At 58.0% G+C, this 25001-nt stretch carries 37 protein-coding genes; 35 read left to right on the top strand and 2 right to left on the bottom strand.

Annotated elements, in window-relative coordinates; all coding sequences use genetic code 11:
• The first annotated feature begins 45 nt into the window (after positions 1-45).
• From ACO77H_RS09705 to ACO77H_RS09750, 10 genes are read left to right on the top strand one after another with little or no spacing between them, the layout of a single operon-like run.
• A complete protein-coding gene (locus tag ACO77H_RS09705; protein WP_432755336.1) occupies positions 46-801 on the top strand; it encodes a phage antirepressor KilAC domain-containing protein in 756 nt (251 codons plus the stop codon).
• On the top strand, positions 801-1667 hold the full coding sequence (locus ACO77H_RS09710; RefSeq protein WP_432755745.1) for a DnaT-like ssDNA-binding domain-containing protein: 867 nt from the start codon (positions 801-803) through the stop codon (positions 1665-1667). The genes ACO77H_RS09705 and ACO77H_RS09710 overlap by 1 nt, the downstream gene beginning before the upstream one ends.
• Positions 1657-2466: an ATP-binding protein gene (locus ACO77H_RS09715; protein ID WP_432755337.1), complete on the top strand. Its 810-nt coding sequence runs from the start codon at positions 1657-1659 to the stop codon at positions 2464-2466. Before ACO77H_RS09710 ends, ACO77H_RS09715 begins: the two co-directional genes overlap by 11 nt.
• A 1-nt stretch (position 2467) precedes the next feature.
• Entirely contained in the window at positions 2468-2686 is a 219-nt protein-coding gene (locus tag ACO77H_RS09720; protein WP_432755338.1) for a TraR/DksA C4-type zinc finger protein, read from the top strand.
• A complete protein-coding gene (locus tag ACO77H_RS09725) occupies positions 2679-3416 on the top strand; it encodes a hypothetical protein (RefSeq protein WP_432755339.1) in 738 nt (245 codons plus the stop codon). Before ACO77H_RS09720 ends, ACO77H_RS09725 begins: the two co-directional genes overlap by 8 nt.
• Complete coding sequence (locus ACO77H_RS09730) at positions 3413-3601, top strand: helix-turn-helix domain-containing protein (RefSeq protein ID WP_432755340.1); 189 nt, start codon at positions 3413-3415, stop codon at positions 3599-3601. The genes ACO77H_RS09725 and ACO77H_RS09730 overlap by 4 nt, the downstream gene beginning before the upstream one ends.
• A complete protein-coding gene (locus tag ACO77H_RS09735; protein ID WP_432755341.1) occupies positions 3598-4065 on the top strand; it encodes a recombination protein NinB in 468 nt (155 codons plus the stop codon). Before ACO77H_RS09730 ends, ACO77H_RS09735 begins: the two co-directional genes overlap by 4 nt.
• Positions 4062-4790, top strand: coding sequence for a metallophosphoesterase (locus tag ACO77H_RS09740; RefSeq protein ID WP_432755342.1), 729 nt, complete (start codon positions 4062-4064; stop codon positions 4788-4790). Before ACO77H_RS09735 ends, ACO77H_RS09740 begins: the two co-directional genes overlap by 4 nt.
• Entirely contained in the window at positions 4787-5371 is a 585-nt protein-coding gene (locus ACO77H_RS09745; RefSeq protein WP_432755343.1) for a recombination protein NinG, read from the top strand. The genes ACO77H_RS09740 and ACO77H_RS09745 overlap by 4 nt, the downstream gene beginning before the upstream one ends.
• Entirely contained in the window at positions 5368-6048 is a 681-nt protein-coding gene (locus ACO77H_RS09750; RefSeq protein WP_432755344.1) for a hypothetical protein, read from the top strand. The genes ACO77H_RS09745 and ACO77H_RS09750 overlap by 4 nt, the downstream gene beginning before the upstream one ends.
• Before the next feature lie 124 nt (positions 6049-6172).
• On the opposite strand, the gene ACO77H_RS09755 is transcribed toward ACO77H_RS09750, so the two are convergent.
• Positions 6173-6634 (bottom strand): type II toxin-antitoxin system HicB family antitoxin, encoded by a 462-nt coding sequence (locus tag ACO77H_RS09755; protein WP_432755345.1) that lies wholly within the window; start codon positions 6632-6634, stop codon positions 6173-6175.
• Between the two features lie 48 nt (positions 6635-6682).
• Entirely contained in the window at positions 6683-6865 is a 183-nt protein-coding gene (locus ACO77H_RS09760) for a type II toxin-antitoxin system HicA family toxin (RefSeq protein ID WP_432755346.1), read from the bottom strand.
• Between the two features lie 186 nt (positions 6866-7051).
• Here ACO77H_RS09760 and ACO77H_RS09765 point away from each other — a divergent pair, with 186 nt between their 5' ends.
• From ACO77H_RS09765 to ACO77H_RS09885, 25 genes are all read left to right on the top strand, one after another.
• Positions 7052-7390 (top strand): hypothetical protein, encoded by a 339-nt coding sequence (locus ACO77H_RS09765; protein ID WP_032859704.1) that lies wholly within the window; start codon positions 7052-7054, stop codon positions 7388-7390.
• Positions 7387-7728 carry a hypothetical protein gene (locus tag ACO77H_RS09770; RefSeq protein WP_432755347.1) on the top strand — a complete coding sequence of 114 codons (342 nt, stop codon included), beginning with the start codon at positions 7387-7389 and terminating at the stop codon, positions 7726-7728. The genes ACO77H_RS09765 and ACO77H_RS09770 overlap by 4 nt, the downstream gene beginning before the upstream one ends.
• Before the next feature lie 3 nt (positions 7729-7731).
• Complete coding sequence (locus tag ACO77H_RS09775; RefSeq protein WP_432755348.1) at positions 7732-8352, top strand: glycoside hydrolase family 19 protein; 621 nt, start codon at positions 7732-7734, stop codon at positions 8350-8352.
• A gap of 26 nt (positions 8353-8378) precedes the next feature.
• Complete coding sequence (locus tag ACO77H_RS09780; protein WP_432755349.1) at positions 8379-8606, top strand: hypothetical protein; 228 nt, start codon at positions 8379-8381, stop codon at positions 8604-8606.
• Positions 8607-8617: 11 nt separating this feature from the next.
• Positions 8618-9094, top strand: coding sequence for a DUF2514 family protein (locus tag ACO77H_RS09785; protein WP_432755350.1), 477 nt, complete (start codon positions 8618-8620; stop codon positions 9092-9094).
• Positions 9091-9561 carry a proteasome subunit beta gene (locus tag ACO77H_RS09790; protein ID WP_432755351.1) on the top strand — a complete coding sequence of 157 codons (471 nt, stop codon included), beginning with the start codon at positions 9091-9093 and terminating at the stop codon, positions 9559-9561. Before ACO77H_RS09785 ends, ACO77H_RS09790 begins: the two co-directional genes overlap by 4 nt.
• Positions 9527-10150 carry a putative metallopeptidase gene (locus ACO77H_RS09795; RefSeq protein ID WP_432755352.1) on the top strand — a complete coding sequence of 208 codons (624 nt, stop codon included), beginning with the start codon at positions 9527-9529 and terminating at the stop codon, positions 10148-10150. Before ACO77H_RS09790 ends, ACO77H_RS09795 begins: the two co-directional genes overlap by 35 nt.
• Before the next feature lie 31 nt (positions 10151-10181).
• Positions 10182-10658, top strand: coding sequence for a DUF2280 domain-containing protein (locus ACO77H_RS09800; RefSeq protein ID WP_076964447.1), 477 nt, complete (start codon positions 10182-10184; stop codon positions 10656-10658).
• Positions 10633-11952 carry a terminase gene (locus ACO77H_RS09805; protein ID WP_432755353.1) on the top strand — a complete coding sequence of 440 codons (1320 nt, stop codon included), beginning with the start codon at positions 10633-10635 and terminating at the stop codon, positions 11950-11952. The genes ACO77H_RS09800 and ACO77H_RS09805 overlap by 26 nt, the downstream gene beginning before the upstream one ends.
• A 2-nt stretch (positions 11953-11954) precedes the next feature.
• Positions 11955-13334 carry a DUF4055 domain-containing protein gene (locus ACO77H_RS09810; protein WP_432755354.1) on the top strand — a complete coding sequence of 460 codons (1380 nt, stop codon included), beginning with the start codon at positions 11955-11957 and terminating at the stop codon, positions 13332-13334.
• A complete protein-coding gene (locus ACO77H_RS09815) occupies positions 13334-14419 on the top strand; it encodes a hypothetical protein (protein ID WP_432755355.1) in 1086 nt (361 codons plus the stop codon). The genes ACO77H_RS09810 and ACO77H_RS09815 overlap by 1 nt, the downstream gene beginning before the upstream one ends.
• Positions 14420-14451: 32 nt before the next feature.
• Positions 14452-15078 (top strand): hypothetical protein, encoded by a 627-nt coding sequence (locus tag ACO77H_RS09820; protein WP_432755356.1) that lies wholly within the window; start codon positions 14452-14454, stop codon positions 15076-15078.
• A 121-nt stretch (positions 15079-15199) separates the two neighbouring features.
• Positions 15200-15946 carry a DUF6651 domain-containing protein gene (locus ACO77H_RS09825; protein WP_432755357.1) on the top strand — a complete coding sequence of 249 codons (747 nt, stop codon included), beginning with the start codon at positions 15200-15202 and terminating at the stop codon, positions 15944-15946.
• A 9-nt stretch (positions 15947-15955) separates the two neighbouring features.
• The gene (locus ACO77H_RS09830) at positions 15956-16924 is read left to right on the top strand and encodes a major capsid protein (RefSeq protein WP_432755358.1); all 969 of its coding nucleotides are present in this window, start codon (positions 15956-15958) and stop codon (positions 16922-16924) included.
• 49 nt (positions 16925-16973) lie between these two features.
• Positions 16974-17252, top strand: a complete 279-nt coding sequence (locus ACO77H_RS09835; protein ID WP_432755359.1) for a hypothetical protein — start codon at positions 16974-16976, stop codon at positions 17250-17252.
• 4 nt (positions 17253-17256) lie between these two features.
• Entirely contained in the window at positions 17257-17625 is a 369-nt protein-coding gene (locus tag ACO77H_RS09840) for a hypothetical protein (RefSeq protein ID WP_432755360.1), read from the top strand.
• Position 17626: 1 nt separating this feature from the next.
• Positions 17627-18007, top strand: a complete 381-nt coding sequence (locus tag ACO77H_RS09845) for a glutamate 5-kinase (protein WP_432755361.1) — start codon at positions 17627-17629, stop codon at positions 18005-18007.
• Positions 18008-18009: 2 nt separating this feature from the next.
• Complete coding sequence (locus ACO77H_RS09850; protein ID WP_432755362.1) at positions 18010-18399, top strand: HK97 gp10 family phage protein; 390 nt, start codon at positions 18010-18012, stop codon at positions 18397-18399.
• A complete protein-coding gene (locus tag ACO77H_RS09855; protein ID WP_432755363.1) occupies positions 18396-18800 on the top strand; it encodes a phage tail terminator-like protein in 405 nt (134 codons plus the stop codon). The genes ACO77H_RS09850 and ACO77H_RS09855 overlap by 4 nt, the downstream gene beginning before the upstream one ends.
• The gene (locus tag ACO77H_RS09860) at positions 18800-18991 is read left to right on the top strand and encodes a hypothetical protein (protein ID WP_432755364.1); all 192 of its coding nucleotides are present in this window, start codon (positions 18800-18802) and stop codon (positions 18989-18991) included. Before ACO77H_RS09855 ends, ACO77H_RS09860 begins: the two co-directional genes overlap by 1 nt.
• A 67-nt stretch (positions 18992-19058) precedes the next feature.
• Entirely contained in the window at positions 19059-20228 is a 1170-nt protein-coding gene (locus ACO77H_RS09865) for a phage tail tube protein (protein WP_432755365.1), read from the top strand.
• Positions 20229-20287: 59 nt separating this feature from the next.
• The gene (locus tag ACO77H_RS09870; protein WP_432755366.1) at positions 20288-20800 is read left to right on the top strand and encodes a hypothetical protein; all 513 of its coding nucleotides are present in this window, start codon (positions 20288-20290) and stop codon (positions 20798-20800) included.
• Positions 20801-21120: 320 nt separating this feature from the next.
• Positions 21121-24036, top strand: coding sequence for a tape measure protein (locus tag ACO77H_RS09875; protein WP_432755367.1), 2916 nt, complete (start codon positions 21121-21123; stop codon positions 24034-24036).
• Positions 24033-24488, top strand: coding sequence for a transposase (locus tag ACO77H_RS09880; RefSeq protein ID WP_432755368.1), 456 nt, complete (start codon positions 24033-24035; stop codon positions 24486-24488). Before ACO77H_RS09875 ends, ACO77H_RS09880 begins: the two co-directional genes overlap by 4 nt.
• Positions 24485-24991, top strand: a complete 507-nt coding sequence (locus tag ACO77H_RS09885) for a DUF1833 family protein (RefSeq protein WP_169901801.1) — start codon at positions 24485-24487, stop codon at positions 24989-24991. The genes ACO77H_RS09880 and ACO77H_RS09885 overlap by 4 nt, the downstream gene beginning before the upstream one ends.
• The last annotated feature ends 10 nt before the right edge of the window (positions 24992-25001 follow it).

A 25001-nucleotide genomic window follows, 5' to 3' on the forward strand; every position in this document is an offset into this window, starting at 1 on the left:
GGTGGTTTCTTCAACAGCGCATTGCAAAACGTTCTGGAGTGAATAATGCCAATTCCCCAATCAGTCGTCAATAACAACGAATCCGCGCCACGTTTTCTGCAATCGCAAAACGTGGCGCGGACAATGACCAGCATTGAGCTACGTGAATTGATCAACGGCGCACGGTCTCTCGCGGGCGAGCCAACAGTTAGGAATGACCACTTCCTTTCTCGCATCGAGGATGAGCTTGGCGATGAGCTTGAGGGGGTGCAAAAGTATTTCACCCCCTACCACGGAAACCAGGTCGCCACTTATAACCTGAGCCTTGATCAGTGCATGTTGGTCGGCATGCGTGAGTCGAAGGCCGTCCGCAGGTCGGTACTTCAAAAGCTCAAGACTCTGGAAGGGCCTCGCGTTATCGCGACGCTTCCTGACTTCTCCAATCCGGCAGCAGCGGCTCGTGCCTGGGCCGAACAGTTTGAACTACAGCAGCAGGCTAATCAGGCCCTCATTGAGGCTGCGCCTAAGATCGCCTTCGTAGAACGTTACGTCGAATCAACTGGACTGAAAGGCTTCCGCCAGACCGCCAAGTTGCTCAAGGCCAATGAATCACGATTCCGCGAATTCCTCTTAGACAAAAAAATCATGTACCGAATGGGCGGTGAGTGGCAGGCCTACCAGCCTCACATCGACGCAGGGCGCTTTGAAGTGCGCGCCGGCACCAGTGACAGCGGTCATGCCTACAACCAATCCAAATTCACCCCCAAGGGAGTCAACTGGGTTGCCGGCCTGTGGGCTCAGTACAAACTGGAGGCCCAATGATGGCGCGCATCCGAACAGTCAAACCCGAGTTCTGGTCGAGTGAGCAGGTGATGTCCTGCACGCCGCTGGCTCGCCTCCTATTCATCGGCATCTGGAACTTCTGCGACGACGGCGGCAATCACCCGTTGTCGCCGCGGACCATTAAGGCCCTCGTGTTCCCTGGCGACGACATAACCGTTGAATCGGTTGATGGCCTGCTGGGCGAACTGAAGTCATCCAACCTGATTGCTCTCTACTCAGTCGAGAGCAAAACCTACCTGCATGTGCGCGGTTGGCGGCACCAGAAAATCGACAAGCGCACCTTCAAATACCCTGCATTTATCGGAGGCCCTGACCAAAGCTCGCCGAGTGGTAGTCGAGTGCTCGACGAGGAGTCGTCGAATGGTAGTCGAGTCCTCCCCCCCGGAAGGGAAGGGGAAGGGAATGGAAGGGATCAACACCACTCTCTCAACGCGGGTGAAGAAATTCAGGGATCGGGCTTCGAAGGCTTCGATGATCTTGAAGACCTTCCCCTGGAAGATGACGAACCGCCTGTTGACCCAAAGGCTCCAGTCGAGATGACCCTTGATTGGATGCCTGACGCCAATCTGCTGAAGACCTACTGCATCCACTTCGGCGTCTCGACTGACCTGTTCACCAAGGAGGCCGTGGCCCCTTTCACAGCCCACCACGAAACAACCGGTCTTCTGCAAACCCAAACCAAATGGGTATCCCTGCTCGTGAAGTGGGTGAAAGACGACAAGAACCGGGCCAGCAACGTCAGGCCATTCGTGAAGCGTGAGGTTTCATCTCGCCACACCGGCTTTTCTGAGCGCGACTACACCGCCGGCCTGATCCAGCGGGAGGATGGTACCTATGCGTTCTGAAAAAGTCGTTTCGATGCCCGGCACTACCCCGGCTCCGCAGCAAACCACCGGTGCCTGTGAAGACCACGGCCAGTTCCCGCAACAGGTCAACGTAATTTTCGGCAAGGAGTTCAAGACCGGTTGCCCTGAATGCAGCCGTATCCGCAACGAGGAAGAAACCGCCCGCAAGGAGGCTCAGGAAGCCCAGGCGCTGCGTATTCGAATGGCTGAGAAGCTGGGCTCTGCACTGATCCCTAAGCGCTTCTCTGGCAAAACCTTCGACGGTTACATCGCGGACACTGCCGAGCAGAAGAAGGCGCTGAAGACCTGTGCCCGGTACGCCGCTGAGTTCAAGCAGATCGCCGCCGCCGGCCGCTGCCTACTGTTGCTGGGCAAGCCCGGTACCGGCAAGACTCATCTGTCGGTCGCTATCGCCAACCAGATCATGGCCACGTCGAGCGCTACCGCCGTGTATCGCACCATCGGCTCAGTGCTCCAGGCCATCAAGGCGACGTTCAACGATTCCTCCACTGATCAAAGCGAAAGCAAGATCCTGTCGAGCCTGATCAGCCCATCACTGCTGATCCTCGACGAAATCGGCGTGAGCAAGGAAAAGCCCAGCGACTTCGAGCTGACGACCCTGTTCGCCATCATCAACGGCCGCTACGAAGAGCTGCGGCCTACCGTCATCGTCTCCAACCTCGACGCGAAGGCCTTGGCCAGCGCTATCGGTGAGCGTTGCGCAGACAGGCTTCGGGAAGGCGGGGTGATCGTCATTCCGTTTGAGTGGGAATCGCAACGTGGCAAGGAGGGTTTTTGACATGGCCGACATCTGTGATGACGCCGACATCGTAATCCAAGAGGCCCTGAATCGGTCCCTTGCCCAGATCCCAAGCTACACCGGAATAAGCGCCACAGAGTGCGTGGAGTGCGGAGAGGGGATACCGGAGGGTCGTCGTGTGGCTATTCCGGGGGTTCAGCTTTGCGCTCCGTGCAAGGCGCTGGAAGACGTGCGGAAGCTGGGGGTGCGCCGTGGGTGATCATTCCGAACTGAAGCGGCTGGCTACGCGCATCGTCGAAGTCCAGACATCCCAGGATGTGCCGATCAGCAAGCTTTTCGATGATTTCGACGCAGCTACGAGCCCAGAGGTAGTCCTGGCCCTTATCGCCGAGAACGAGAGGCTTGAGCGACTTGCGCTTGATTCAGTCAACGCAGAGTACGCGGGCAGCATGGATCTTGAATCCATTTGCGCCGAGCGCGACCAGCTCCGCGCCGAAGTCGCCGGCATACGCACCGGCTACGAAGCCTACGAGCAGGTGAATGCTGAGCTGAAGGCTGAGGTGGAGGTACTGCGCAAGGATTCGGACAAGTGGAAGATCGTGCAGCGTGCCGGGGACCAACTCCTAGCCGATGAAGGTCGCGCCGCTATCTGGTCGGCATGCTCGCGAATCCTGATCAGCGTTGCTAGTGAGCTGAATTCAGGTCGCAGCGTTGTCACCGAAGAAGGTGTAACCAGCGGCGGCGTGGAGATTGGTGACTGGCGCGTCACGGTTGAGCGCATCAACGGCGCCAATCAGGGTGTCGAGCCTGACCTCGACACCCAGCGCAAGGATGCTGAGCGGTATCGCTTCCTCTGCGAAAAATTCGGCGAGACAAAGCTCCCGTGCGCCCTTGAGCGAATCCTTGCCGGCGGCCTGTACATAGCCGACGGCAAGCCATCCATTGATTCAGCCATCGACGCCGCCCTGGGCCAGGGAGCGCAGTCATGAAGCCGCTTGACGAGAAAGTACTCGCTCACCTTCGTGGAATCAACGGCTCTACCGCCTGGGCCATGCACAGCGGCCTCGGCTCAACCCGCGAGGAAGTCAGCAAGGCGTGCCAGCGCTTGAAGCGCAAGGGGCTCGTTAAAACCTCGGAAGGCCAATCGACCTACTGGCAGGCGGTGAAGCCATGACCAACGTAATCCACAAGCCGCGCCACTTCTGGATCTCTGGCCGTAACCGCGTCCGTGACGTGTTCAAGCTGGCCTACCTGTTTGCTTTCGAGCTTTCGGCGGATAGCGCCGTCGAGATTATCGTCCGCCCGGTCAAGTCCCGCCGCACCCTGGAGCAGAACGCCAAGCTGTGGGCAATGCTTGGCGACATCTCCCGCCAGGTTGAATGGCCGGTCAATGGCGTCATGCAGAAGCTCGACAGCGAGGACTGGAAGGCGCTGATGACGGCTGCGGCGCGCCAGGAGATCCGCATGGCCCAGGGCATCAACGGTGGCGTGGTCATGCTGGGGGTCAGCACCAAGCGCATGACCGTGGCCGAGCTGGGCGACGTGATCGAGTGCATGTACGCCTTCGGCGCCGACAAGGGCGTCACCTGGAGCGAGCCGAAAGGGCAGATGCCAGAGCAATGGGAGGCTGCGGCATGAGCCAGATAAAGCGATTTGAGATGAACACTGCCGGCCGAGATTTCGCGGTTGGCGACATTCACGGGCACTTCACCCGGCTGCAGAGCGCGCTGGATGCCACCGAATTCGATCCTGCAGTTGACCGACTCTTCAGCGTTGGTGATCTAGTCGACCGGGGGCCTGAGTGCCGTGACGTGCTGGCCTGGCTTGACAAGCCATGGTTCAACGCGGTGCGCGGAAACCATGACGATTATGTCGTGCGCTTCGACACCTGCGATGCGGAAAACTGGATCTATAACGGCGGCTCCTGGTTCGCCGGGATGAATCGCGACGAGCAGGAAGAGTTCCGTGTCCAGTTCGCCGAGCTGCCATTCGCCATCGAGGTCGAGACTGCTGGCGGATTGGTCGGCATTGTTCACGCTGAATGCGGTCGCGCCACCTGGGCTCAGTTCCGGGCCGAGTTGCTTGAGCCAATCCACAGCCGCCAGGAACAGAAGAACATGCGCAACACAGCTATGTGGAGCCGCAAGCGTATCGATGCTATGGACGAATCAGGTATTCCAGATTTGCTAGCAATGATCGTCGGGCATGAGGTCGTAAGCGAGGCGACTTGGCTGGGGAACGTTGCCTATATCGACACTGGCGGACATCGTGGCGGGCACTTCACGCTGATGAATCTCCAGACGCTCGAATTCATCCCACCGGTGAATCCAAAAATCCACTGGGATTGGGAGGGACGCGCATGAGCCTCTCTGCCAAACAACCCAAGCCCAAGACATGCCGCAACCCAGCATGCAGGGACTCATTCGTCCCGCAGCGGCTGGGGCAGGCGGTGTGCAGCCCTAAGTGTGCGCTGGCCACCGTAGAAGTGCAGAAGGCCAAGGAGAAGAAGTCGCTGGCCCAGGCCGGCCGCCGGGATATCAAGGTGCGCAAGGAGGCGCTCAAGACTCGAGCGGATCACCTCAAGGACACGCAACACGCTTTCAATGCATGGATCCGCCAGCGTGACGCGGGACAGCCATGCATTAGCTGCGGGACCACGGCTGATGTTCAGTACTGCGCCGGCCACTACAGGACGACTGCAGCCGCCCCAGAGCTCCGTTTCGAGCCACTCAACGTAAACCTTCAGTGCAATCGCAACTGCAACATGGGCAAGTCCGGGAACCTTCTGGGGTATCGGCCTGGCCTGATCGAGAAGATTGGCATCGAGGCTGTCGAGTGGCTTGAAGGCCCTCATGAGCCAAAGAAGTACACCGTGGAAGAGCTGAAGGCGATGGCCGCCGATTACCGGGCAAAGACCAGAGAACTCAAGAGGGCTGCCGCATGAACTACCAAAACGTTATTTCTGCAGTCGTCCGCGCCCTGGCAGCGGAAACTATCAACAGTGCCGGCGGGTGCAACGTCGAGCCTCGAGTGCAGACCAGCAAACTGAAGGGGGAGATCACCGGTAAGGATGCGGCCCTGCTTGCTGACTGCATCGTGCACAAGCTTCTGCATGCCCAGCTCAGCCCGCGCCACTGGAATGCATTGGTGGCGAAGTACAGCACGCACCGCGGGCGCAAGATCGACTCCATCGGGCGGCTTGTCGCGGTTGTGCCTTCGCCGGCGCCGCTGCGCTTCACTCAGCAGGCGGTACTAGTGTGGGCTGTGCCGCAGCAGTCGAAAGGCATAAAGCGCGCCGTGATCGAGGTCAAAGCTCCAAAGCATCGGGAAAACAAGGATGAGGGCCAGTGGGACTGGCGCAACAAAGCAGCCGACGCAGATGTTGCGCGCGCCAACAAGCACGCCAGGTCAGTGGCCGAGTCGAAGCCTGGGGAGATGATCGTCCTATCCGAGTCAAACTACGATATGACGAACTGGGATTCACAGGGCCTGACAGAGCGCACCTATCAGCGTTGGAACAAGGCCATCAAAGGAGTGCTGGAGTCGATGGTGGACGAGGCTTTGGTCGATGCACAGCACATGCTTGAAGCGGTTGGGGTGCTGTCCGTGGAGGCGGCTTGAAAATAGTCCCTCAAAAGGGCTTGCAATATCATGTCGCCATGTCGCATTATTAGCTCATCCTGTCATTCCTGCGCGTAACGAGGTTGACTGTAAAGAAACCCGGCCATTGAGCCGGGTTTTTGCGTTATATCTCCACGCCCATCTTGGGATGGCTATGGGTTCCGACCGCATAGGCATTAACGCTGGTGATCTGTAGCCGAAGCCCAAACAGTGCCAATGCGTTTTCGATGCTTCCCAGCTTCGACGCATGCTCAAAGTCAATCAAACGGCCCGCTGCAGTTGGTGAGATCTTGAGCATTTCCGCCAGATCGCCACGAGTCTTTCCGTCGCGTACAAGCAGATTCCACAACAGGGCCTTGGCGATGATTACGCCAGGCAGTCGAACCGGCAAATCTCCACGGTCGGTAGATTCTGGGATGGACTGGCGGCGCTCCACGTAAATCGACATAGCCAGAGCTATGCCTTCTTCTGCGTTCGCGACCAGCTCTTCCAGGGTATCCCCGACGCTGTGAGCTTCTGGGATGTCCGGGCAGGATGACCAGTAATGGCCGTTTTCCTCGTGAGCCACGATTTTGTAGTCGAACATGATTCCTCTCTTAGGGCTGACTTGTAGCGCGTTCAGGTGGTTGGGGCCTCACTTGAGGCCCAGTTGTTTGATTATTTCCTTCCTAAGCCCTTCACCTATTTCCTTTGATCCGTGGCTTGGGAAGATCGTTTGGCGGCCTTTGTAGCGAATTTTGAAGTGGCTTCCATTTGCTGACTTCGAAAACTCGACCCCTTGGGCCTCTAACCACCTCCTGAACTCGCTGTACTTCATCAACCCTCCTATGTGTGTTGATGGGCTCAGTATATAAACATTTATGTGTCATGTAAACACATATGTTTATTTATATTCATTTTTCTATGAAATGATCGCTATTTACGGCTCCACCACACCCATCGCTATGGCTGGGAGTGCTGTTGGAGCCGACCTATTCAAAACATGCCCCACGGAGTCGAGCGCATGGAGTATCTACAGCGCCTGCTCGACAAGATCGACAGGTTCGAATTGTTGATTGCGGGCCTGATTGGGGCCGTTGTTGCAAGCTGGTGGCACAAGGATGACTTGTCCGACTGGCGTGCTTGGATGGTGTTCTTGATCACTGGTGTGGCCTGCTCGCTGTATTTGACGAGCATGGTGAGCACTTACCTGAATGTCACTGAGCCGAAGATCGTCGCCGGCATTGGCTTTCTCCTGGGCACGTTCGGCGGTTCGCTCCTTGCAGCAATCAACCGAGCCATCAAAGCCGCTGACCTCTGGGCGCTTATCCGCCAGCGGTTCGGGGGAGGCAATCCACCATGAACCTTGAATTGATCAACTCCATAGCTTGCGGCCTGATCGCACTGTGGGCGACCTGGTGCGTACTGAGCGGGAAGGTGAGGGACGGCATCCTCGGGAAGCTGATCTACTCGACCATCGCCATTACCGGTTTCGTCGTGATGGTGCGCAGCCAGAACATCTTCTTCGGCCCGACCACCGCAGGTCTGACGCTTCATGTGTCCCTGGCCCTGGCCGGTGCCCGCCACATCTTCATGGTCACCTACTGGCAGCGGGTGAAGGTCTGGCTGTGCCGGACGCTTAACTGCGAGCACTGTCTTCGCTGTGAAAAAGCGCCTGGCATAAGCAAGCGCGAGGGCTGAGCATTGAAAATCACACCTTCCCATCTGGTGGCGATCATGCGCTGCCAGGATGCAACAGCACGCCTGTGGGCTGACCCGCTGAACGATGCCTGTGCGTTGTATCAGATCAACACCAAGCTGCGTATTGCTGCCTTCCTGGCCCAGATAGGGCACGAAAGCGGCAGGCTTTCCCGTGTGGTCGAGAACCTGAGCTATAGCGCCTTTGCGCTGCAGCGTACTTGGCCGCGCCTGTTCGATGCCAAGTTGGCCGCCGATTACGCCCACCAGCCAGAGCGCATTGCAAACGTCGCCTACAACAGTCGCATGGGTAACACAGCACCAGGCGATGGCTGGAAGTACCGCGGTCGTGGATTGATCCAGATTACCGGTAAGTCGAACTACGCCTTGTACGGCCGCCTGATGGGTATTGACCTGGTTAATACGCCGTCACTGCTCGAATCCCCCAAGAACGCGGCCATCTCCGCTGCCAGCTTCTGGAGCGAGAGCGGGCTTAACGCGCTGGCCGACGCCGGCGATATCCAGAACATCGGCAGCATCATCAACACCGGTAAGCGCGGACGCACCCCAAACGGGGCGGCTGAACGCGAAGCGCTCTACCAAGTGGCCTTGAAGGTGCTGGCATGAACTCACCAACCACTAAGGATGGCCCCATGGCTGACACCAAAGCATTGACCGAATACCAGCAAGGCGTATTGGCCGAAAAGGCCGACGAGATTGAAAAAATCAAGAAGCTTGAAGCGTTCATGGGCACAGACGAGTGGCTCGCGCTTGGCTCTGCGGAACACAACCGTATCGTCTTCAAGCTCGGCGCCCGGAATGAAACGCTGAAGGTGATCGACAAACAGATCGAGGCGTTCGACGAGCCTCTGGCTGAGTAAGGAGTCCCTCAATGGTCCGCTACCTGATTGCCGCCATTGTTGCGCTGGTGATCGGCGTAGCCATCCAGACGCACCGCCTGGACAACGCCCAGACGGATCATGCCGAGTACGTGGCAGGCATTGCGACCAAAGCCAAGGACGACAGCGAGAAGGCTAGGAAGGCGGAACAAGAACTCCAAGACACCATTGAGCAGGTACGCACCGATGCAGCCAATCAAAAGATCAGCGATGACTCTCATGCTGCTGAGCTTGTTGCTATGGGTGTCAGCCTGCGCGAACAACAGACCAAGCTGCTTGCCGATCGCGCCAATCTCCGTGCCCGCCTTGCCGCAAGAGGCAAGACAATCGAAGACCTTACCTATCTGCTCGCCCAGTTGCGCACAGAAGCTGATAACCATGCGGGCCAACTGGCAGCAGCGCTTGACTCAAGTCGTCGGGCCGGATTCGCCTGTGAAGCCAGCTACGACGCCATGAGAGCAAAGCCATGACCACCATTGCGTACAAAGACGGCGTGATCGCCTATGACGGCCGCCAGACTCGAAACGATCGCATCGTTTCTGACACCGCGCAAAAGTGCCAGGTTGTCGATGGTGTCAGCTTCTTCCTATCAGGCGCGGTATGCGATGAGAGGGCTTTGATCGCCGCCTACTTCGGTACGCCCTCAGCAGTTCCCGTGGAGTGCTCAGGCTATGCCGTCGACGGTGGAAGGCTGCTGATGGTCGGCTATGACGACAAGACGGGCATCTGGAAGCAGGATCTCGATTTGGCAAACCCTGATGCGATTGGCAGTGGCTATGCATATGCCATCGCCGCAATGGATATGGGCGCAAGCGCAGAAGACGCAGTTCGCGCGGCCATCAAGCGAGACATCTACACCGGCGGCGCTGTTCGCACTGTGATCATCAACGAGGGGGTGGCCGATGCAAAGACCAATGCCCCCGGCGTCACTGCTTGAGCTGTCTGACCTCTCCGACTTCGGTATTCGCCTGACTCCAGCGCCTGAGGTGTGGGAATGGCTCCAGGCTGAGATCCTCGCCGACACCGGCACCATTCACAACGAAGACCATGCCCACCTACTGGATGCAGGCATCCGGGTTATGTGGGCGTCGTCGAGCTTCGAGAAGCAGGGTAGAACAGTCCTGGGCCAGGCCGAGCAGGTAGCGTTCCGCGCCGGTGGCTGGCAGAAAGCCAGGATGGAGCAACAGATGCGTGATTGGTTCGGCGATGTGCCGGCCTTCATTGTCACCTTGGCTGCTGACTACTGCGCCCAGTGCAGCGACACCGACTTCTGTGCCCTGGTAGAGCATGAGCTTTATCACATCGCCCACGCCAACGATAAGTACGGTCAGCCTGCCTTCAACAAGGAAGGGGCGCCGAAGCTGGAGATGCGTGGTCACGATGTCGAGGAGTTCGTCGGTGTTGTCCGCCGCTACGGTGCAAGCCCTGACGTTCAAGCGTTGGTGGACGCTGCAAACAGTCCTGCCGAGGTGGGGAAATTGAACATTGCGAGGGCCTGCGGAACCTGTCTGCTCAAGTCGGCCTGATTTTTGACAGGCATTAGACGGAACCAAATCTATGGCAGCCCTGAAAAATGAGGTGAAAGGCTTCATCGTTCAGGCGTTGGCGTGCTTTGACACTCCCTCCCAGGTGGTGGAGCAGGTCAAACAGGAGTTCGGCATTGAGATATCTCGCCAGCTATGTGAGTCGCACGACCCCACCAAGCGCGCCGGGGTGAACTTAGCGGTGAAGTGGGTGACCTTGTTCCATGACACCCGTAAGCGATTCCGTGAAGAGACGGCTGAGATACCAATCGCTAACCGCGCCTATCGTTTGCGCGCCCTCGGGCGGATGGCCGTAAAGGCCGAAAACTCAAAGAACATGGCGCTTACTGCCCAGCTACTGGAGCAGGCCGCTAAAGAGGTTGGCGACGTCTACGTGAATCGTCGCCTTGAACCTGAAAAGCCCCTTGGCTCTCAGGCGGATCAGCAGCACGCCATTGCTGAGTACACGCTGGAGCCAGACGAGAATGTCCCGACTACCCCGTACCTATGATGCACCGGTTCAGCTGACGAAGAAGCAGGCCAACATTTACGTCTGGGGATTCCAGCCCAATGCGCGCTTTCGCGATGCTGTGTGTGGGCGCCGGTTTGGTAAGACTTTCCTCGGCAAGGCTGAGATGCGCCGAGCTGCGCGACTGGCTGCTGAGTGGGGCGTGAGCGTCGAGGATGAGATTTGGTACGCGGCCCCTACACAGAAACAGGCCCGGCGCGTCTTCTGGCGCAGGCTGAAGCAGGCCATCCCGCCAGAGTGGCGTGAGAGCAAGCCAAACGAAACCGACATGCTGATAACGCTCAAGAGCGGTCACTTGATCCGGTGCGTGGGTCTTGAGAACTACGACGATCTGCGCGGGTCGGGCCTGTTCTTTGTCCTGGTGGATGAATGGGCGGACTGCAAATACGCAGCCTGGGAAGAAGTGCTGCGCCCGATGCTTTCGACCTGCCAGTACACGATTCCCGACGTAGGAGTCCGCAAGGGCGGCCATGCGCTACGCATTGGTACTCCGAAAGGCTTCAACCACTGCTACGACACTTATCTGGACGGCAAGCCAGGCGGCGAGCCGGATCACAAGAGTTGGCAGTACACGTCACTCCAGGGCGGGAACGTCCCTCCTGAAGAGCTCGATGCGGCCAAACGCAAGATGGACCCGCGTACTTTCCGCCAGGAATACGAGGCTGGGTTTGAGAACTACTCGGGCGTTGTCTACTACACCTTCAGCCGTGAAGAGTGCCGGACCAGCGAGCGAATCAAGCCGGGAGAGGCCCTGCATATCGGCATGGACTTCAACGTCATGAAGATGGCGGCGGTTGTCTATGTCGTGCGTGACGGCCTGCCCCTGGCGCTAGATGAGTTCCACTCTGTGCGGGACACGCCTGACATGATCGAGAAGATCCAGGCGCGGTTTGTAGGGCACAGCATCGCGGTCTACCCGGATGCCAGCGGACAGAACACTAGCAGCAAGAACGCCAGCGAGTCCGATCTATCACTGCTCAGGAAGGCAGGCTTCACGGTTGTGGTCGATTCGACCAACCCAAGCGTGAAAGACCGCGTGAATTCAGTTAATGCCATGTTCCTGAACACCTACGGCGAGCGCCGGATGAAGGTGAACATTGATCAATGCCCTCAGTTCACTTTGTGCCTTGAGCGGCAGACCTACAACGACAATGGCGAGCCTGACAAGGATCCTAAGAAGGGTCACGACCACATGAACGATGCCGGCGGCTACTTCATCGCCAAGCGTTACCCGATTAATGCAGAGATGACATCAACCCAACCACTGAGAATGTAACCATGAGCGATAACCCGGCAATCACGCTGCCTGCTGTCGACGCCATGCGCGCCTACTGGGCCGTGATTACTCCGCTCATGAGCGGTACGATGGCAATGAGGAATGAAGGCAAGAGCCTGCTGCCTCAGTATCCGGCAGAGGACGATTGTTCATACAAGGAGCGCCTGAGGCTGTCCACGTTGCTTCCTGCCTACTCGGAGACGGTCGGCAACATGACCTCCAGGGTGTTCGCCGAGCGTTTGCAGATCGGTGACGATGTCCCGGATCAGATCAAGGAAATGGCCAAGGACATTGACCATGCTGGCAATGACCTGAATTCCTGGTCTGTCGAGTTTTTCCGCCAGGGCTTGAGTCACGGCCTTTGCCATGCGCTTGTGGATCACCCCGTTGCCGAAGGTGTCCGCACCCAGGCCCAGGAAATCGCAGCAGGTGTTCGTCCGTACGCAATACTGATCAAGCCAGAACAGGTTCTTGGCTGGCGCTCCAATGGCGGCCAACTCACTATGTTCAGGTACTCCGAGTCTGTCGAAGAGCCGGATGGCTATTTTGGCGTCAAGTGCGTCTATCAGGTTCGGGTCCTTGAGCCTGGGTCGTGGCGGACCTACCGCGCACAGGAGAAGGGTGGGGCGATGGTTCTGCATGACGAGGGCACGAACAGCCTAAAATACATCCCCCTGGTGACCTTCTACACGGGCCGCACAGGCTTCATGACCGCGAAGCCGCCACTGCTGGAGCTTGCTCACCTCAACGTCAAGCATTGGCAGAGCCAGAGCGACCAGGACAATATCCTTCACGTTATCCGTGTACCGATTCTGGTGCGGATCGGTGTGCAGGCTATGTACGACAATCAGGGAAAGCCTGTACCGCCAGAGTTCAAGGTGGGTACCGGTTCGCTGACAGACCTTCCAAAAGATGGAGATCTCAAGTACGTCGAGCACACCGGAGCTGCCGTCAAGGCTGGCCGGGAGGCGCTGCAAGACCTACTCGACGAGATGCGCATGGCAGGCGCCAAGCTGCTCACGCCAGAGAAGAGTGCCACCAAAACTGCCACGCAGGCCGAAGAAGAGGCCGCTCAGGATCTTTCCCCTTTAGCAAGGATGGCAAGCCACTTCGGCGATTGCCTGGCTCAGTTGCTCCAGGCCATGGCTGACTATCGTGGTCTTGGCGATGGCGGAGCGGTCGAGATTCGTGGCAACTTCGATGTTGACTACATGCCAGAGGTGTCGCTGCCGACGCTGGTGTCTATGGCCAATGCCGAGATGCTGTCCAAGGAAACCCTGTTCGCCGAGATGCAGCGCCGTGGCGTCATCAGTGACGAATACGAATGGTCCCTGGAGTTGGCCAAGATTGAAGGCCAAGGCCCTGCACTCGGTACGCTGTGATGAAAACCGCAAACGAGAAGCTGTTAGATAAGCTGATCGGGCATGAGGTTGACCTGCAACATCTGAGCAATGCCCAGGTCGTGGCAATCATAAAGATCGTCAACTGCAGGGATTCTGAGCTTCGAGCTGCGCTGATTGCGGCGATCGACAGCCTCGGCCCTAACCTGTCGGCGGCATCGGTGGATGCGGCTCTATCCACAGTCCTGCGCCTGAATCAGTCAACTTTCGTGGATGTCCGTCAGGCACTTGACCAGGCCACTGACGGCGTTATCAGTTATGAGATCGCATTCCAGCAGGGCGCGCTTCAGGCTGTGATCCCCGCCGTTGTGCAGGAGTCCTTCCCGATTGCCGTTGCGCAGTTCAGCCAGGTCAAGGCGATTGCCCAAGCCCGTCCATTCCAGGGGCGCCTGCTCAGGGAGTGGATGGATGGCATCGAGGCGTCTCGTGCTGCTTCGGTGCGCGATGCTGTGCGTGCTGGCGTGGTCGAGGGGAGAACTACTGCCGAAATCGTCCGCAACATCATGGGTACCAGGGCAGAGAAGTACGCCGACGGAATCCTGCAGAAGTCGCGCAGGGAGATCGAGACCGTTGTCAGGTCTGCCGTATCGAGTACCGCCGAGGCTGCCAGTGATAAGGCTTTCGAGGCGAACAGCGACATCATCAGTCACGTTGAGTGGATAAGCACCCTCGACACGCGCACGTCGACGACCTGTCGCATCAGGGACCGGTTGCCTTACACCCTTGGGACCTACCTGCCTATAGGGCACAAAATCCCATGGCTTGCCGGCCCTGGGAGAATCCACTGGTGCTGCCGATCGACCAAGCTGCCGATCCTCAAGAGCGCAATATCTCTTGGGATTCGCGACGAGGCGACCAGAGCTAGCATGGATGGTCAGGTTCCGCAGTCAACGAACTATGCCAAGTGGCTGGGGCAACAGTCGGCGGCGCGACAGGATGAAATCCTCGGACCAGAGCGTGGAAAGCTGCTGCGCCAGGAAAAGCTAACGTTGGGCGACTTCTACAACGACAAGGGCAGAATCCTGAACCTAGACGAGCTTCGCAGGCGCATGTCTAGTGCCATATAATCCGCAGCTTTTCCAGGCGCTGGTACGTTTCGATGAAGATTGTCGCAGTAGTTGTTGCGGTTCTGTTTGTAGTTGGCCTGTCTGCGCTAGGAGGCCTGACTGCAGGCATTAACCTGAATCCTCAATCAACGGTTAAGTACGTGCCCGACTGGGGCAGCGTAGGTGATTGGGTGTCAGGTATTGGCGCTCTGCTTGCAGTTATCGCTAGCCTTTGCATGGTAAGGCGAAGTGAGCGCTTTCAGCTGGCGCGTGATAGCGAGCAGCTAATGTTGGTTCAGGAGCAAGACCTCGCCTGGCTTACTCTGAGAGTCGGCTGTAGTGGGCTGAGAGCATGCGCTGTCAAAGATATTAGGATCTGTCACGGAAACAAGCACAGGTCTTTGCGGTATGACCTGCCGGACAAGAGCAAAGGAAAGATCCCTTGCAAACTAGAGCCTGGTGAGTCATTTGAACTTGACTGGAGCGGACATGATCTTAAGCCGATTATTACAGCTGTTAACAATCTCGGGTTGAAAAAACTGGATGGGCTTTGTTTTGAGGTTGTTACCGGTATATCGGTACACAAATTCGATTTCGACGAGTGGACTATAGATCTACTGAAACAAGCAGCAGAGGCATTTGATCTGCGCCTCATACCAGATGACGAACTCCCATTCTGATAGTACAGAAAACGATACCCCAGCAACCGCTGGGGTTTTTTTTGCCTGCGGTTCGGACGGACGGGGCGCGACAGGGCCGGATGGCTCACCAACTAATGGCCGGATGGCCTAGAGAGACATGATGAAACTCAAGACTGTTGAAGTGGACGGCAAGCAATACGCTGAGATCCTGGATGGCAAGCCCGTATATGTCGAAGACGATGGCAAAGAAGTCGCCTTTGATGCTGCGGGCACTCGCAGCACCATCACCCGCCTGAACGCCGAAGCCAAAGACCACCGCGTACGCGCCGAATCCGCCGAGAAGATCGTAAAGAGCTTCGAAGGCATCGACGACCCTGCGGCGGCCAAAAAGGCCCTGGGCATTGTTGCAAATCTCGACGCTAAAACGCTGGTGGATGCCGGCGAGATCGAGAAGGTGAAGGGCGAGATCAGCAAGGCCTTCCAAAGTCAGCTGGACGAAGCCAACGGCAAGGCGCAGACCTTCGAGCAGCAGCTGTATGCCGAAAAGATCGGTGGCAGCTTCGCACGCTCCCAGTTCATCGCCGAGAAAATGGCTGTTCCGGCCGATATGGTCCAGGCCGCGTTTGGCAGCAACTTCAAGATTGAGGAAGGCAAGGTGGTCGCCTATGACACCCAGGGCCAGAAGATCTTCAGCCGCGCTCGCCCAGGCGAACTGGCTGACTTCAACGAAGCGCTTGAAACCCTCGTCTCACAGTACCCCCATCGCGATCACATCCTGAAGGGCTCCGGCGCCAATGGCGGCGGTGCTCCCAACGGCGGTGGATCGAACAACCAATCCAAGGGCAATTTTGGTGGCAGCAAGGAAGATCGAGTCGCTGCTATCAAAGGCCTGACCGCTAGCGAATAAGGAGGCCCAATGGCCCTTTCGAATATGAAGGTATTCAACGAATACCTCAAACGCGTTACCATCGAGACCCTGGCGCAAGACGTTGAGAAATTCAACGCTGCTTCGGCAGGTTCCATCCGCCTGACCACTCAAGGCATTGACGGCGACTTCCTTCAAGAGTCGTTCTGGGCCGGCCTGCATGGCGCCCAGCGTCGCGTAGACCGTTACGCCGCAAACGGTGCCCAGGCTGCAACGCCTCTGGCACAGAAGCAGTACGACTCTGTGAAGATCGCGGGCGGCTTCGGTCCCATCCTGTGGGAGCCGGCGCAGTTGTCGTGGGTGCAGAAGAACCCGGAAGAGGCGCTGGAAGTAATCAGCCGCAACCTGTCAGAAGCCATCATGTCGGACCAGCTGAACACTGCGATTGCCGCCCTGGTAGCTGCGATTGGTAACCAGCCGTCTGCCACCAACGATGTTTCGGCCACTGCCGGCGTGAGTTACATCGCCATCAACAATGCCCACGCGTTGTTCGGTGATGCCTCTCAGCGCCTGGTTGCCCAGGTCATGACCGGCGCCATGTACCACAAGCTCCTGGGTCAGAACCTGGCGAACGCCGAGCGACTGTTCCAGTTCAGCGGTGTGCAGGTGGTCGACATCCTGGGCAAGGCCGTAATCATCACTGATGCCGCGGCCCTGTACGAAGCCGGCACGCCGAACAAGCAGAAGGTGCTGAGCCTGGCCGACGGTGCCGCGGTGGTGATGGACGGTTCCGACCTGATTACCAACATCCAGACCTCCAACGGCAAGGAGCGCATCGAAACCACCATGCAAGCCGACTACACCTTCGGCCTGGGCATGAAGGGCTATACCTGGGACACCGCCAACGGCGGCAAGTCGCCAACCAGCGCCGAGCTGGCCACCGGCACCAACTGGGATCTGGTTGCGAACAGCATCAAGGCCTCGGCTGGCGTTATCACCATCGGCGACGCTGCTCAGTAATCGAGAAGGCGGCCTTCGGGTCGCCTGACCCACCTTCCAGGAGTCCACCATGGACGAAAAAATCGTTTACGAGAAACACCCGGTCACCGCCGAGCGCAAGGCTGAACTACGGCAAAAGGGCTACAAGATCATCGACGCCAAGTTCGCGCCGGATGACTACAAGCACCCGGAACCGATCAAGAAGGGGGCTTCGGTTGGCGACAAGCCGTCCAAGGGGCTGCGGGTAGAAGAGATCAAGGCCAAGCTGACCGAAAAAGGCATCCAGTTCGACGCTGAAGCCGAGCGCCCAGCACTCGCCGAACTGCTCGATAAAGCCGGCCAGGAGTAAATCCGTGACGACTTACATCAGCGTTGCGCAGGTGGACGACCTGCTGGGTTCCAGTTGGGCCACGGAAGACAAGAAGCCGCGCGCGGTGCTGATGGCGAACACATGGCTTACCAATTTCGGTCTGCCAGCGTTCGACCCGATCCCGGATGATGTGGTCCAGGCCGGAGCCGAGATTGCCAGGGAGGCAGCAGCCGGCCGGATCTACGGAACGAAGGAAGCCGGCGTGACGGAGAAGTCCGTGAAGGCTGGTAGCGTGTCCAGCAGCAAGTCGTTTTCCGAGTCGTCCCGAACCATCAGCGCGGGCGAGTCCTTCGCCTTGGCGCTGCTGGCCAGCTACCTTGGCTCAGGCCAGGTCAAAGTCGTGAGGTGCTGAAATGGGCCTGCGCGACGATATCCAGACCGACCTGGCCGAGGCGTTTGATACTGACCTGGCCGACGCGGTTCAGCCGTTCACCGGTGAATACCTGGGCCCAGGCGTTTACGACCCAGTGACCGAAGAGACGACCGCCCAGCCAGTTACCTACACCGGGCGCGGCGTTCTGGAAAGCTACGACAGCCGGCGGGTTGACAACATCAACATCAAGGTCGGTGACGTGCTGCTGATTTGCCTGGCGAACGAAACAACTGACGTTCCTGCGGTTGGCCACAAGATCACGGCTCCCGACTTGCTCACCGGCGCGCAGGTCGCTTACCAGGTTGTCAGCCCTGGAATCGACCCCGTCAAGGCGCACTACGAAATCCAGCTGAGGAAGTAGTCATGGCTAAGTCGAGAGGCTGGAGTACTCCACCGAGCTTCTTCTCCGGCGTGGTCAAGGACGAACTGAGCAAGCGCGTCCGCGTAATCGCAATGGCCATGCTAAACGAGATAGTGCTGCGCTCACCGGTGGACACAGGCCGGTTCCGTGGCAACAACATCGTCAGCGTAGGCGCACCGGTTTACACCAGCACCGTGAACGTCGACCCGACTGGCGCAGAGACGATCAATCAGGGGCTTTCAGCAATGACCGGCCTCGAGCCGTTCACTCAAGTGTTCATCCAGAACAATCTGCCCTATGCGGTGCCGCTTGAGGATGGGCACTCGAAGCAGGCTCCGGCCGGCATATACGCAGTTTCCTTTAATGGCGTATCCCAGGCGTACAGCTCATGACCTTTGAACAGATTCGCGGCATCGTCATAGGCCGCATGACTGAGTGGGCAGGGATTTCTGCAAGCTCCGTAGATTACCCGAACGCCCCAGCGCCATTTGACCCGATCGGGAAAACGATCTGGGCCAGGCTCGCAGATGTTCCGGGCCTATCCAGTACCCCAGAGGTCGGCATAGGCCCTTGCGTGCGACGAACCGGGATAATCGTCATTCAGCTATTCGTTCCGACGTACAAGGGCACGCTGGCGATAACCAAGGCCGCTGACACGCTTGTCGAGCACTTCGAGTACTACAGCGACCCATCTGGTCCTTTTGATTGCTTCGCCGCCTCAGCGCAAGTTGTAGGCGACGACGGGCTGGGCTGGTACCAGGTCAACGTTCGTATTCCATACAGGGCTTATTGATGGCCGACATGATGAAGGTCCAGATCAACGGCGTGGTCGTTGATCGAGAGGTTGCGCACACCACCAGCGCGATACAGCCTGACGGTTCGCTGGTCGAGTATCCAGAGCCACTACTGCACCACAACGAGGTTGTGTTCAGGGCGGTCGGGAAAAATGTCCCGATCATCGTAGCCCGCACGCAGCCTGCATAAACGCAAACACTCTTCCTGCACCGCCACATGGCGGTTTTTTTACGCCTATTGATAGGAGAAACACCCCATGTCCAGTGGTGCTAAGCGCTCGACAGCGTGGATTCGAGAAGTAACTCCGGGGATTACCCCGCCAGGCAACTGGAACGTCCTGACTCGCGTCAGCTTCGGACTGGTGCCCACGTACAACACCGAAGAGAACAACGAAATCGGTGAAACGCGGATGTCACAAGGCACCGCCCAGACCACCGTGGATGTCGGCGGCGACATCGGAACCAAGTTCCGCTACGGGGCCTTGGACGAGTTCCTGGCATCCTGCTTCGGCGCGAATTGGGTCGGTAACACCCTGACCATGGGTAACGAGCGTATTTCGTTCTCCATTGCTGCCTATGACGCCGACGTTGGTATCGCCGGCATCGCTCGCGGAGCCCAGGTTGACACGATCAACATCGAGGTCCCGAACGACAACGAAATCAGCGTCACTACTACCTTCATGGCCACTTCGTGGGATGACAAGGCCGACAACACGTCGTTCATCGTCAATCCCGCTGCAGAAGTAAGCCAGCGACGTTACGGCTTCAAGGACGTGACAGGCCTGAAGATCAATGGCGTGCAGTTGGGCGAAGACAACGCATGCGTTGATACTTTTAACCTGCAGTTCGCCAACAATTCGCAGACCCAGCGCTGCATAGGCAACGGTAATCCATTCGCAGGCAACATTATTCAGACGACCTTCGTGCCGGGCGGATCGGTAACCGTGAGCTGGTCGAAGACTGCCTACCAGTACTGGAAGTCTCAGCAGACCGGCGGCGCGCTCAGTTTTGAGTTCACTCTGAACAACGCCGACGGTGGTTACACCTTCTTCATCCCCGAGATGGAAGTCAGCGCCGACTGGCCCGACGGCGGCGCCACCGACATCATCCAGGTGGAGCTGAGCTATACCGCTCGCCGTGTGCCGCCGACCATCACCCGTCTTCCGGCGCCAATCGTTATTGCCGCTGTAGCCGTAACCCCGGCCACCGCCAGCGTTGCCGTGGGCGCAACTGTCGACCTGGAAGCTGCAGTAACTCCGGTAGGCGCAAGCCAGCTTGTGACCTGGACCACTTCCGATGCCACCAAGGCCAGCGTCAGCGCTACCGGCCTTGTCAAAGGCGTGGCAGTTGGTACCGCGACCATCACGGCTACCAGCAAAGCGGATGTCACCAAAACGGACACCGCTGAAATCACCATCACCGCTTAAACCCTTTGCCTGGCACGCCCTGCGGTGCGTGCTGGGCCTTTTACCGCAGAGGAATACCCATGGCCTTTACAATCAAGAAGCCCGAACTTGACTCCGATGGAACACGGTGGGTCGAGTTTTCCAAGGGGGCGAAGATCCTTGTGGCGTCATTCGGTAACCCACTGTTCAAGTCGCACAAGGCCCTGGTTCAGCGCCATCTCGATGCAATCGACACTCAGACCAAATCTGGCACCAAGGATTTCCGTCTCTCGGAAGTTCCAGATGTTGAGTTTGAGTCCGGAGATGATTTGTTTTTCGAGCTGGCAGCGCGATACCTGATAAAGGATTGGGAAGGTGTTGACGTTGCAGAGAACCCGGGGGTTCCAGCTAAGTACACGCCAGAACTTTGTATTCAGCTCATGGGGATGATGCCGGAAGTCTACTGGCTAGCTATTCGCACATCACTAGACATCATGACCCGCGCCAAGGAGAAGGCCAAGATCACTTCGGGAAAGCCGTCGCCGCGTACATCTGGGGTAGAGAGTGGGCGGGCGAAGCCAACGAGAAAGCCCGCTGGAAGCGTGAAAGGCTGAAAGATGTTGCGCCAGTTCCGCCTCAGCCAGAAATCGATGGGCTGACTGCTGAAATTCTTGAGGCCTATTCCTACATAAGCCGATCCCGGCAGTACGTCGGCATGGTCGGAGCTCCCGCACCTGTCTCTCCAGCCGCCATAACCGAATACCTATCTCGATACCCATCCGGAATTGATCGCGACGAGTTCGACGGGGCGATATTTGCCCTAGACGACGAGTTCCGTCGACGCTGGGAGGATGAGCAGGAGAAGGAACAGGCCATGGTGAAACCGAAGAAGTAACGGCCCGCCAAGCGGGTTTTTTTACGCCTGGAGATTGATATGGCCGAGCAGGAATCCCGCCTTGCGGTGACCATTGACTCGCGTGACGCACAGCGTGATGCAAAGTCGATGACCAAGGACCTAAACGCCATGGAGGCGGCAGGAAACAAAGTTGATCCGGCCATGCGAAAAGCTGGCGCATCAATGGATGATATGGGCCAAAAGGCATCAAGCAGCGGATCGAAAGTCAGGGGTCTTGAGGGCAGCACAGGACGCCTCATATCTACTGTGTCCGGCCTGGCAGCCCCACTGGCTGCAGCATTTAGCGCGGCTAAAATTGTGGCGGCCGCAGAGCAATACACAAACCTGACAAATAGGTTGCGCCTTGTTACAGAGGGGACTGAGCAGCTTGCATACGCGCAGCAGTCTGTCTATGACATCGCGCAGAATTCAAGGCAGTCACTTGAGACAACCGCACAGGTTTACCAGCGAATAGCCCAAAACGGCCGGCAGCTTGGCCTTAGCTTTGAAGATGTCGCAAAGGTAACCGAGACGGTAGCAAAGACTGTCGCACTCAGTGGCTCAAGTGCTCAGGCGGCAGATGCAGCCATGGTCCAGTTTGGTCAGGCGCTCGCGTCTGGCACCTTGCGCGGCGATGAACTGAATTCAATCCTTGAGCAAACACCAGCACTGGCGCAGGCAATTGCGCGCGGCCTTGGCGTCACCATCGGCCAACTTCGTTCGTTAGGGGCCGAGGGAAAGCTGACGTCAGCCGCTATCGTAGAGGCCCTGCAAAAGCAGAAGGATCAGGTAGACCAACTCAGCTCAAGCCTAAATCTAACCGTCGGCCAAGCCATAACAGCTTTCAACAATGCTCTAGTTGCTACGGTAGGAAGACTGGACGAGGCGGCAGGCGCTAGCAGTAGGCTTGCAAACGGTATTGCTTCTTTGGCAAGGGCCATGGACGGGTTCAACTCCGGTGAGTTTCTGGATTTCTTCCGAGCCGACAAGCAGACCGTTGCCGGGCTGAACAATGAGCTTGGGGTGACTCTGGCCGGTATTCGTGACCTGCAGGGGGCCCGTGCTCGGCTATCCAAAGATGATTCTAGCGACACTGTTCTGTTTAAGTTTCGGTTCTATGACCGAAAAGAGCTAGATGCTCAAATTTCAGAACTGGAGGGGAAGGCCGGCACCATTCGTACGATTGTTACGAGAATGGAGAAGTCTGCATCCAGCATTGGCGACCAGAAGCCTGCAGGTGAAGGTCCCGCAGCGCCTGTGAACGCGGAGTTTGACAAGCTTCTTGCGAGCCTCAAAAAGCAAGCTGCACTACAAGGGCAGAATTCGGAAGCGGCAAAAGTTCGATATGCGATTGAGACCGGTGAGATCGGAAAGCTTCTTCCTGAGCAGGAAAAGCTACTTCTCAAGTACGCCGAAGAGAAAGATGCAAAGGTAGCGGCTGAGAAGGCAACCAAAAGCGCTGCGGCGGCTACGGCTAAGGCTCAGGCAGCTGCAGGAAAGGGTGTTCCCGAAGCATTAAGTACATTCGCCAAGCTTTACGCCCAGTACGACCCAGCTGCGGAAGCGGCGCGGGCCCTACAGAAGGAGCAGGTCCAGCTTCAGTTGGCTATGGACAAGGGCAAGATCAGCCAGGAGGAGTACGGCAAGGCGCTGGCCCAGGCCTCGACGAACTACGCCGCCGCCATCAAGGGCGCCCAAGGCCTTACCCAGGCCGAGCAATACCGGGCGCAGCTTGAGAAGCAGCTCAGCACCCAGCGCACGCAGTACAGCCTGGAAGCTGCCGGCGTCGGGATGGGCGACCAGCAGTCACAGCGCCTTCAGCAGCGCGTGCAGCTTGAGCAGCAGACCAATGACCGAATCCTGCAACTGCGTACCGAACTGGCCAACGCCACGACGGAGAAGCAGCGTCAGGACTTGCAGGCGCAGATCGCGCTAACGCAGGAGTTTCTGCCGAAGCAACAGGCAGCGCTGACAGCTGGATGGGCGCAGATGGATCAGGCAATGCTCAGCCCGCTCAATGGCTGGACTGCCGCCCTGCAGAACTTCCAGGCCAGCGCCACCAACGTTGCTGGACAGACCCAGTCAATGTTCACCGGGGCGTTTAGCAACATCACCACCAGCGTCGGAAGCGCGTTTGAAAAGATGACCTTCGATGGTCAGACGTTTGGTGAGTCTGCAACCCAAGTTATCCGGGGGCTTGCGGGTGGTGTGGTGAACAGCCTTGGTCAGATGGCCGCTCAATGGCTAGTAAACCAGGGCATTCAGCTTGCATTCGGGCAAACCTCTGCGGCACTAGCGGCGCAGCAGATCGCCCAGGTAGGCGCGGTGACAGCCGCTGAAGCTACCGGTGCGGCTGCAGTGGCTACGGCGAAGGTTGCCGCAGACGGTGTTGCTACAGCCTCTAGCGTGGCAGCAACAGCTACTACGACGGCGGTACAGACAGCAGCAGCCGGCACAACGCTGGCAGCCTGGCTGCCGGCGGCACTCGTCGCGTCTATTGGCTCGTTCGGTGCTGCGGCGGTGGTTGGTGGTGGCGCTCTGCTGGCTGCCTTCGCGCTGATCAAGGGGTTCGAATCTGGCGGGTATACGGGGGGCGGCGGAAGGAAGGCGCCTGCTGGCATCGTGCACGGGCAAGAGTTTGTCGTAAATGCCGAAGGCACGAGGCGGAACAGGTCTCTTCTTGAGGCTATCAACTCCGGCGAGCGCGTATCTATGGCCGGGAGTAGCGTCTCTGTCAACAAAGTGCAAGGGGCCGAAACCTCTCAGCAGCAAGGGACACAGGTGAGCCTTACCGTGAACCTTATCGAGGACAAGGCCAATGCTGGGAAGGTGTCGAAGACAACCTCAGAAGACGGGCAGAGCGTCTTACAAATCTGCGTGGCCAGCATCATGGGAGACGGCGAGTTGTATCAGGCCATGAGCAGTAAATTCGGAATGGCAGGGGTGGGTTCATGATTGAGTATCCAGCAGAGCTACCCGTCCCGCTGCAAGACGGCTACGCGCTCGAAACCCCTGTAGACCCTATGCTTCGTACGCAGATGGAGTCAGGCCGAGCGCGTCAGCGGCTCAACTTCGACGAGGTTCCCTACCTGATCAACGCCAAATGGAATTGCGACAGCAACCAGATGGCGTTTTTTCAGGGGTGGTACGCCCGGGCGCTTTCACAGGGCGTTGAGTGGTTCAAGGCAACGCTTCTTACGCCGACCGGCTTCAAGGAGTACGAGTGCCGGTTTACTGGGCACTACACCGGGCCGACGCTCGTTCAGGTCCGGCGCTGGGAGTTCGCCGGAACCCTTGAGCTTCGAGAGCCGCCACTGATCCCGCCAGGCTGGGAATTGTTCCCGCAGTACTGGTTCATGATGAACATCATCGACATGGCAGCTAATAGGGAGTGGCCAGAACCATGACCGACTCAGCCATTCTTGGGCAGATTTATCGCGAAGCTCTTGCTTCGGGAGGCAAGGAAGCCTTCGTCAGGACTCTGGAGCTAACGTGTCCTGCCTGGGATTCCTCTGTGCTGATTTGTAACGGGTTCAAGGATCGAATCTGTGGCACGGAGGACGGTCGACTATTGACGTTTGAGGCGGCCAACATCGGCATCGCCTTGGCATCGAAGAACAATAAAGGCAACCAGGCGCTGGCGTTTGGGGTGGACAACACCACTGGACGAGTTCAAGCGTTTGCTGATCAGGCCCTGGATGCTAATGCCAGGGTCACAGCTACATATCGGGTTTATCTCGCCAGCGACCTGTCAGCGCCGTGTGAAAAGCCGTATCGGATGTCAGTCGACAGCGATTCCTTCGAGCAGAACCAAGCAACCATGCAGTGCGGGTTCTTCGACCTGATTGGTACCGCATGGCCGCGCGCGCTTTACAGCACCAACTTCACCCCCTGCCTCAAATACCTCTAAAGGCCTCCTT

The sequence above is a fragment of the Pseudomonas sp. WMBT8 genome (assembly GCF_050916005.1).
Lineage (GTDB): Bacteria > Pseudomonadota > Gammaproteobacteria > Pseudomonadales > Pseudomonadaceae > Aquipseudomonas.

Bases quoted from the DNA above. Each gene is read 5' to 3' on its own strand.
- ACO77H_RS09705 (WP_432755336.1), top strand. From the start codon at position 46: ATGCCAATTCCCCAATCAGTCGTCAATAACAACGAATCCGCGCCACGT.
- ACO77H_RS09710 (WP_432755745.1), top strand. From the start codon at position 801: ATGGCGCGCATCCGAACAGTCAAACCCGAGTTCTGGTCGAGTGAGCAG.
- ACO77H_RS09715 (WP_432755337.1), top strand. From the start codon at position 1,657: ATGCGTTCTGAAAAAGTCGTTTCGATGCCCGGCACTACCCCGGCTCCG.
- ACO77H_RS09720 (WP_432755338.1), top strand. From the start codon at position 2,468: ATGGCCGACATCTGTGATGACGCCGACATCGTAATCCAAGAGGCCCTG.
- ACO77H_RS09730 (WP_432755340.1), top strand. From the start codon at position 3,413: ATGAAGCCGCTTGACGAGAAAGTACTCGCTCACCTTCGTGGAATCAAC.
- ACO77H_RS09735 (WP_432755341.1), top strand. From the start codon at position 3,598: ATGACCAACGTAATCCACAAGCCGCGCCACTTCTGGATCTCTGGCCGT.
- ACO77H_RS09740 (WP_432755342.1), top strand. From the start codon at position 4,062: ATGAGCCAGATAAAGCGATTTGAGATGAACACTGCCGGCCGAGATTTC.
- ACO77H_RS09745 (WP_432755343.1), top strand. From the start codon at position 4,787: ATGAGCCTCTCTGCCAAACAACCCAAGCCCAAGACATGCCGCAACCCA.
- ACO77H_RS09750 (WP_432755344.1), top strand. From the start codon at position 5,368: ATGAACTACCAAAACGTTATTTCTGCAGTCGTCCGCGCCCTGGCAGCG.
- ACO77H_RS09755 (WP_432755345.1), bottom strand. From the start codon at position 6,634: ATGTTCGACTACAAAATCGTGGCTCACGAGGAAAACGGCCATTACTGG.
- ACO77H_RS09760 (WP_432755346.1), bottom strand. From the start codon at position 6,865: ATGAAGTACAGCGAGTTCAGGAGGTGGTTAGAGGCCCAAGGGGTCGAG.
- ACO77H_RS09765 (WP_032859704.1), top strand. From the start codon at position 7,052: ATGGAGTATCTACAGCGCCTGCTCGACAAGATCGACAGGTTCGAATTG.
- ACO77H_RS09770 (WP_432755347.1), top strand. From the start codon at position 7,387: ATGAACCTTGAATTGATCAACTCCATAGCTTGCGGCCTGATCGCACTG.
- ACO77H_RS09780 (WP_432755349.1), top strand. From the start codon at position 8,379: ATGGCTGACACCAAAGCATTGACCGAATACCAGCAAGGCGTATTGGCC.
- ACO77H_RS09785 (WP_432755350.1), top strand. From the start codon at position 8,618: ATGGTCCGCTACCTGATTGCCGCCATTGTTGCGCTGGTGATCGGCGTA.
- ACO77H_RS09790 (WP_432755351.1), top strand. From the start codon at position 9,091: ATGACCACCATTGCGTACAAAGACGGCGTGATCGCCTATGACGGCCGC.
- ACO77H_RS09795 (WP_432755352.1), top strand. From the start codon at position 9,527: ATGCAAAGACCAATGCCCCCGGCGTCACTGCTTGAGCTGTCTGACCTC.
- ACO77H_RS09800 (WP_076964447.1), top strand. From the start codon at position 10,182: ATGGCAGCCCTGAAAAATGAGGTGAAAGGCTTCATCGTTCAGGCGTTG.
- ACO77H_RS09805 (WP_432755353.1), top strand. From the start codon at position 10,633: ATGTCCCGACTACCCCGTACCTATGATGCACCGGTTCAGCTGACGAAG.
- ACO77H_RS09810 (WP_432755354.1), top strand. From the start codon at position 11,955: ATGAGCGATAACCCGGCAATCACGCTGCCTGCTGTCGACGCCATGCGC.
- ACO77H_RS09815 (WP_432755355.1), top strand. From the start codon at position 13,334: ATGAAAACCGCAAACGAGAAGCTGTTAGATAAGCTGATCGGGCATGAG.
- ACO77H_RS09820 (WP_432755356.1), top strand. From the start codon at position 14,452: ATGAAGATTGTCGCAGTAGTTGTTGCGGTTCTGTTTGTAGTTGGCCTG.
- ACO77H_RS09825 (WP_432755357.1), top strand. From the start codon at position 15,200: ATGAAACTCAAGACTGTTGAAGTGGACGGCAAGCAATACGCTGAGATC.
- ACO77H_RS09830 (WP_432755358.1), top strand. From the start codon at position 15,956: ATGGCCCTTTCGAATATGAAGGTATTCAACGAATACCTCAAACGCGTT.
- ACO77H_RS09835 (WP_432755359.1), top strand. From the start codon at position 16,974: ATGGACGAAAAAATCGTTTACGAGAAACACCCGGTCACCGCCGAGCGC.
- ACO77H_RS09845 (WP_432755361.1), top strand. From the start codon at position 17,627: ATGGGCCTGCGCGACGATATCCAGACCGACCTGGCCGAGGCGTTTGAT.
- ACO77H_RS09850 (WP_432755362.1), top strand. From the start codon at position 18,010: ATGGCTAAGTCGAGAGGCTGGAGTACTCCACCGAGCTTCTTCTCCGGC.
- ACO77H_RS09855 (WP_432755363.1), top strand. From the start codon at position 18,396: ATGACCTTTGAACAGATTCGCGGCATCGTCATAGGCCGCATGACTGAG.
- ACO77H_RS09860 (WP_432755364.1), top strand. From the start codon at position 18,800: ATGGCCGACATGATGAAGGTCCAGATCAACGGCGTGGTCGTTGATCGA.
- ACO77H_RS09865 (WP_432755365.1), top strand. From the start codon at position 19,059: ATGTCCAGTGGTGCTAAGCGCTCGACAGCGTGGATTCGAGAAGTAACT.
- ACO77H_RS09870 (WP_432755366.1), top strand. From the start codon at position 20,288: ATGGCCTTTACAATCAAGAAGCCCGAACTTGACTCCGATGGAACACGG.
- ACO77H_RS09875 (WP_432755367.1), top strand. From the start codon at position 21,121: ATGGCCGAGCAGGAATCCCGCCTTGCGGTGACCATTGACTCGCGTGAC.
- ACO77H_RS09880 (WP_432755368.1), top strand. From the start codon at position 24,033: ATGATTGAGTATCCAGCAGAGCTACCCGTCCCGCTGCAAGACGGCTAC.
- ACO77H_RS09885 (WP_169901801.1), top strand. From the start codon at position 24,485: ATGACCGACTCAGCCATTCTTGGGCAGATTTATCGCGAAGCTCTTGCT.